Source organism: Cupriavidus sp. SIMBA_020 (assembly GCF_046535395.1).
Lineage (GTDB): Bacteria > Pseudomonadota > Gammaproteobacteria > Burkholderiales > Burkholderiaceae > Cupriavidus > Cupriavidus campinensis.
On the sequence record NZ_JAWRWU010000981.1, the window covers coordinates 1 to 259 of the forward strand.

Below are 259 nucleotides of genomic sequence, written 5' to 3' on the forward strand. Positions count from 1 at the left end.
GGATGCGGCTCAAACGTTGGGGCGCCCGTCGTCTTATAGATTAACATTCGCGTATACTTCGTCGATCCGGTCCTGATTGATTCCGATATATCTCAACGTGACCGACTGCTTCGAGTGGTTGAAAATTGATTGAAGTAGCGTAAGATCTGTGCCGTTCTTGTACGCGTGGTAGCCGAAAGTCTTACGCAACGAGTGGCAGCCGATTGTGCCGAGCTTCTCCGAGAGGCCGGCGCGCTCAACAGCTTCGTTAAGGATGCCG

1 protein-coding gene is annotated in these 259 nt (G+C 52.9%); it reads right to left on the reverse strand.

Going from position 1 to position 259, the window contains the following annotated elements; genetic code table 11:
• Window positions 1–33: 33 nt before the first annotated feature.
• Window positions 34–259, reverse strand: a 226-nt coding sequence (locus tag SB751_RS32400; RefSeq protein WP_410749308.1) for a tyrosine-type recombinase/integrase, incomplete at its 5' end; no start/stop codon positions are given.